The sequence below is a fragment of the Prochlorococcus sp. MIT 0701 genome (assembly GCF_000760295.1).
In the GTDB taxonomy this organism is placed as follows: Bacteria; Cyanobacteriota; Cyanobacteriia; order PCC-6307; family Cyanobiaceae; genus Prochlorococcus.
The window spans coordinates 1-5556 of record NZ_JNBA01000049.1 but is presented as its reverse complement, the minus strand read 5'-3'; the positions used below and the strand labels follow the sequence as shown (position 1 = coordinate 5556).

7 protein-coding genes are annotated in these 5556 nt (G+C 46.0%); 3 read left to right on the top strand and 4 right to left on the bottom strand.

Going from position 1 to position 5556, the window contains the following annotated elements; genetic code table 11:
• On the bottom strand, positions 1 to 293 hold a 293-nt coding region (locus EV12_RS12745; RefSeq protein ID WP_152563001.1), incomplete at its 3' end, for a tetratricopeptide repeat protein.
• Between the two features lie 105 nt (positions 294 to 398).
• On the bottom strand, positions 399 to 2225 hold the full coding sequence (locus EV12_RS12740) for a tetratricopeptide repeat-containing S1 family peptidase (protein ID WP_052039610.1): 1827 nt from the start codon (positions 2223 to 2225) through the stop codon (positions 399 to 401).
• 221 nt (positions 2226 to 2446) lie between these two features.
• Between EV12_RS12740 and EV12_RS12735 the strand changes: the two genes are divergently transcribed.
• Positions 2447 to 3448: a hypothetical protein gene (locus EV12_RS12735; protein ID WP_036916038.1), complete on the top strand. Its 1002-nt coding sequence runs from the start codon at positions 2447 to 2449 to the stop codon at positions 3446 to 3448.
• A 110-nt stretch (positions 3449 to 3558) separates the two neighbouring features.
• On the opposite strand, the gene EV12_RS12730 is transcribed toward EV12_RS12735, so the two are convergent.
• Positions 3559 to 4173 carry a hypothetical protein gene (locus EV12_RS12730; protein WP_241466626.1) on the bottom strand — a complete coding sequence of 205 codons (615 nt, stop codon included), beginning with the start codon at positions 4171 to 4173 and terminating at the stop codon, positions 3559 to 3561.
• Between the two features lie 9 nt (positions 4174 to 4182).
• Here EV12_RS12730 and EV12_RS14415 point away from each other — a divergent pair, with 9 nt between their 5' ends.
• Together EV12_RS14415 and EV12_RS12725 are read left to right on the top strand one after the other, a co-directional pair.
• The gene (locus EV12_RS14415) at positions 4183 to 4377 is read left to right on the top strand and encodes a hypothetical protein (protein ID WP_193742248.1); all 195 of its coding nucleotides are present in this window, start codon (positions 4183 to 4185) and stop codon (positions 4375 to 4377) included.
• A complete protein-coding gene (locus EV12_RS12725; RefSeq protein ID WP_036916031.1) occupies positions 4374 to 4973 on the top strand; it encodes a thermonuclease family protein in 600 nt (199 codons plus the stop codon). Before EV12_RS14415 ends, EV12_RS12725 begins: the two co-directional genes overlap by 4 nt.
• Before the next feature lie 112 nt (positions 4974 to 5085).
• On the opposite strand, the gene EV12_RS12720 is transcribed toward EV12_RS12725, so the two are convergent.
• A partial coding sequence (locus EV12_RS12720) for a tetratricopeptide repeat protein (RefSeq protein ID WP_036916028.1) occupies positions 5086 to 5556 on the bottom strand: 471 nt, incomplete at its 5' end.

The following is a 5556-nucleotide window of genomic DNA, read 5'->3' as shown; positions in this document are numbered from 1 at the left end:
CCTTTATTATCGCCTAAAAGAACCTTCGCAATACCACGGTCGTGGTAGGCACGGGCAAACTGAGGATTAATCTTTATTGCCTTGCTGTATTCAACAATTGCTCCTTTAGGGTCATCACTTTGAAGTTTCTCAAGACCTGCCTTTGCATAATCATCAGCACTTTCAGCATGTGCTGCCTGGGTTGAAAGCAGCACCGCACCAGTCGCTATAGCAGTAGTGGATACTATTGTCAGCGATTGCCCAAGCGTCAGAAGAGATAGGGCGGCGGCAAGTGCGGTTCTGCGGCATGACATTTGATAGGTGCTACTGCTTGAAGTATAGGTAGGTGTTCTTATGAGTTCAGGCGTGGGTGCTGTTGTTTGATGCCCTCATCGCATATTGCGGTACCAGGCAATTCATTATTGGCAAATCTGGTTCAGTCCTTTGGTCGCAATTTGATTACCTAATGATGATCCCTTCCTGAAATCCAAACACATTCCTTGTTGATCACCAGAGCGACCCTTGGCAAGACCACGACCAACATAAGCATTGGCATACTGCGGATTAATTGCGATTGCCTTGTTGAAATCAGCAATTTCTGCTTGTTTATCACCAGAGAGACCCTTGGCAATACCACGGGTGGTGTATGCAAAGGCATACTGCGGATTAATTGCGATTGCCTTGTTGCAATCAGCAATTGCTCCTTGATAATCTCCCAAATCAATCTTGGCAAGACCACGACTAGAATAGGCATTGACATACTGCGGATTAATTGCGATTGCCTTGTTGTAATCAGCAATTGCTCCTTGATAATCTCCTAATTGCTCCTTGGGATAACCACGGTTGGTGTAGGCAATGAAATACTGCGGATCAATTGCGATTGCCTTGCTGTAATCAGCAATTGCTCCTTGATAATCTCCTGACTTTACCTTGGCATTACCAAGGTTGTAGTAGGCAAAGGAATCCTGCGGATTAATTACGATTGCCTTATTGCAATCAGCAATTGCTCCTTGATAATCTCCTAAATCACTCTTGGCAGTACAACGGTTGCTGTATGCCTCGGCAAGTTGCGGATTAATTGCTATTGCCTTATTGTAATCAGTAATTGCTCCTTGATAATCTTTTAAATTGCTCTTGGCAACACCACGGTTGTTGTAGAATTCGAAATGCTGCGGATCAATCTCTATTGCCTTGTTATAATCATCAAATGCTCCTTGATAATCTTCTAGTTCGCCTTTAAGAACGCCACGGTTGTAGTAGGGACCGGCAAGTTGCGGATCAATCTCTATTGCCTTATTGAAATCAGCAATTGCCCCTTGGTTATCTCCTAAATTATGTTTATTAGTGCCAACAAGAAAATATCCTTCTGCACTCTCCCTCAACTTCAATGATTGTTCAGCAAGGCGAATAACAGACTTCTCTCTTCCTTTCTTAAGTGATGATCCTCTTGCCTGTGCCAGATAGTCATCAGCAGTCGTTGCAGTGGTCTTGCTAACGACCACAGGAGCACCACTGGCAAAGAGGTTGTAATAAGTAATCGGCACACCTTGATTCACTCCAGTTTTTATTGCTATTTCCGTTCCTGTTGATGACTGTTCATTTCTTTCACCCCTGCCATGAAGACCCACTAACTCACCATCAGCATTCAGCAGCACCCCACCACTCATTCCGCTCTCTGTTTTGTTGTCGTATAGCAGTTGATACCCCTGATCAATTCCGACTTCTGCATTGGCAACTACCTCACCTGGTTCATAGCGAAGGTTTTGTGAGTTGTTTAAAGGAAAACCTGCCACATAAATGGGATCGTCGTATTTGACCTTTTTGATGTCCCCAATAGATGCCACCTCATAAGCACCTCCACTAGAGAAGGTGAGCACTGCCATATCCACTTCACCCAACCTTTGGATACTGCCTTGCTCTAGTTGGTGTTCCTTCCCATCAGGCGTAAAGATCGCTAGTTCTTCTCCTGGCCTATTGCCTTCCACTACATGCCATGCCGTAAGCACTGTGTAGCGATTGCCTTCCTTCTTGACGAGGACGCCTGAACCTTGAGTGGCACCTTCTATGCGAACAGTGATTGCCTTGGCGACCTTGGCAACAGCAGACGAGACCTGGGCAACTGCTGGTGTCTGCTGAAGAACGACTGCTGTGGTTGCTGTTGTGATGCCAACAGTGCCCAGTAGCAGTGGTTGTCCTAAAGGCAACAGCGATAAGGCAGCAGCAATTGCCGTTCTTTGGAGTTTCATTTACTTAGTTTAAGTTGTTTTCAAACTAATCACTTTCTAACTCAATCGTATCACCCAGATGGGTGAACAGTTACATGATTCTTTCCCCCGTTTAGGTGATGTATTTCCAGGCTGATTCAGAGATGGTGAAGAAGTTCAGAGGGAGATGCAGCAAACAGCCATTACTTATGCGTTAATGGTGGCTCTAGAAGAACAACAACAAACCTCATGTCTAAATCAAAATGAATTTCAAAACACTTGTTTTACCAGCCGTTATAGCCCTCCCGTTTCTCGCCCCATTATCAGTAGCTAAAGCTGAATCATTCTTGTCTACATTGTCAGATAACACAAAGTTAAGGAGTTATTTGAGCTCAAGCAATGGAGTTCCATTGTCTGAGATAAGTAACAAAGATCTCAATGAGGTTCGACAAGGATATTGTGGTGCCATGCGTCTAAGTCCTAAATATGCAACAACAGAAGAAAAGGAATACTGTTCGCAGTTCACTGAACTGAATTTGTCGGATAGCGAGTCTTTGCTCAAAGACATCACTGAGCCTAGCCATAATGAAACTGTCAAAAATAATAACATCCAGTCTATATCAGCAGAGAAAGATTCGCATAGCGAATGCTTAAATGCGAGGGATTACGAGGGATGTATTCGTGTTAAGAGCGGTGTTTCCTCAGCAACAGCAAACAACCAATGCAAGCCAAATCAATGGTGTGATGCCACGTCTGGCAATGACATTCTTGGCATGCCTCAAATCCAGGGTTGGTGGATGAAGCCAGTGCCAACCAAGCGGATGGTTTTATACAGACAGCCAAAAATTAAGAAAGTTCTAGTCAGGGGTGATACTAATAGGTATATAGTTAGAGAGATTATATCTAGGTATTATCAGGATCCTCGTGCTGGCACTGCGCCAACAACAACCACAATTGGTAGTTCTAGAACAAATTGCTCAGACCTTGGCTCGACGATAAGTTGCACTACAACTCCAGCTACTACTTACACGACCCCAGGTCGAAGTGCTAGGCCAGGAGGAGTTAGGCAGGTTTTATATCAAGATGTTATTGACTGCGAAGAGAGAACCGTTGGCCATCATGTTGACGGGAATATTAGAGGCAAATGGAAATCAGTCAAAAATTTCGGTCCCCATTCGGAGGAGGTTACGATGCTTGCTGATAAAGTCTGCCCAATTATCTCAAACCTGGAGCTATCCGATTTTAAAAAGTATGCAAAGAAATAGACTTAATCTCTAATTTCATTGGACCTACAAAACTTCGCGGCAAGTTGATCCGAGCAACTGCCATGGGGCCAGACGCAAGTTCCCCGTTTGAGGGATTTCGAGTGTCCCCTCTAGCGATTCAAGGGGTCTGATTCAAGGCGGATGCGCTCTTTCTCAGCCATAGCTGGATTTAGTTCAGCCCATTGCTTCATTCCTGGATTGGCATCTAGATAAGAGGAATAACTGCATTTGTATTGCTGAAGCTTTTCAGCGCACTTAGGTCTTTTCGCTTCTGCTTCAACGGCTCGCCAGTTCTTAGCAGCGTGTTCGCAGCTGCTGTTCCAACCGATCTTTGGCTGGACTGATGGGCAGTCATTGCTCTGCTCAACATTCACGGTGGCGCCAAGGCGCAGGACTCCTACCTGCAGCTCGTCTTTCCAGAAGTTGTAGTTGTTTCCGCAGCGCCAGCTGGACTTGCCCGCGACCAGTGGCTCATGGTGACCGCCACCGAGTCCGACCCAGTCGCAGTAGACGCGCTGGCATTTCCCATCGCCGATGTAGGCGTGATTGGCAGGGCACTTGTTGCCTACATATGCAGGCTCATCAGGCTCTCCTGACTGGGCTCTGACGCAGCCTGCGTAATCAACTGCCTTCAGGCACAGCTCATGGATAGCTGGAGCGACCTCGCTTGCATTGGCTGCAGGAATGGTGGCAAAAATTACTGCCAGAGCGGTGAGAGTTTTCATGACACCAGATTGGCTTGGTTCGCTGAGGTTGCGCATTCCCCATTAAGGGTCATTCCTTCCCTTCCTGAATGCACCCATCCAAATGAGATGCTTCACACCGTTGAAGGCGGCATGGCGAGAATTGAACCATCCGGGGCCCCGGCGAGTTCCCCAGAAGCAGCAAATATTGAGAAGGAGTTCTACAAGTGCTTGGATCGGGTATGAGCAAGGCATTTCTAGTTCTGCTTCTTGCTCTGTGGCCAGTTGCTTCCAATGCAGCAGAAGTGCTTTCCATAGGTGATGGCGACACCCTCACCGTTATTGAAGGCAACCGAAGAATCAAAGTTCGTCTTGCCTGCATTGATGCACCAGAGACTTCTCAATCGCCATACGGCACAACTGCAAGACAAGCACTGAAGAGTCTCCTACCAGTTGGGACGGATGTAAGCCTGCGAGTTAAGGCAACAGATCGCTATGGCAGAACTGTTGCGGAAGTCATTCGTACTGGCAGCAACATCAATCAATCGTTGGTGTCATCGGGAAATACCTTTGTTTATTGGCAGTACATCGGAGGGTGTGATCGTCAGACCTACTCACGCCTAGAGAACAAGGCACGATCAACAGGTTTTGGAATTTGGTCTGTTCCTGGTGGGATTCAACGACCTTGGGACTACAGGCAAAGCAGGCAGAGCAATAGCAATGGGAAGCGTTATCGCTGTAAAGACATCAGCTCATGGAATGCAGCGCAAGAATTACTCAGGCAAGGCCACACTTATCTTGATCGGGATAAAGACGGGGAAGCCTGCGAGTCACTCAAGTAAGCGAAACGAAAACAAAGGACGTTTTTCAGGGTGGGTAGGTGGTCTTATTAGGTTTTATGGAGTTGTTGCTGCTTTATTTACTCATCGCATATTGCTGCATTTCTTTGCCTAATTAAAAACACATTCTTTGTATTTCAGGCGGTATTTTTGCACCTAGAGATGATGCTCTCCTGATATCAGCACATGCTCCTTGAATGTCGCCAGACATACCCTTGGTAATACCACGATTGCTGTAGGCATTGGCATACTGCGGATTAATTGCGATTGCCTTGTTGAAATCAGCAATTGCTCCTTGAAAATCTCCTGACTTTACCTTGGCATTACCACGTTCTAAGTAAGCATTGGCATACTGCGGATTAATTGCGATTGCCTTGTTGAAATCAGCAATTGCTCCTTGATAATCCTTTAAATCACTCTTGGCATTACCACGTTTGGTGTAGGCAGTGTCATACTGCGGATTAATTGCGATTGCCTTGTTGTAATCAGCAATTGCTCCTTGATAATCTCCTAATTGCTCCTTGGGATAACCACGGTTGGTGTAGGCAATGAAATACTGCGGATCAATTGCGATTGCCTTGCTGTA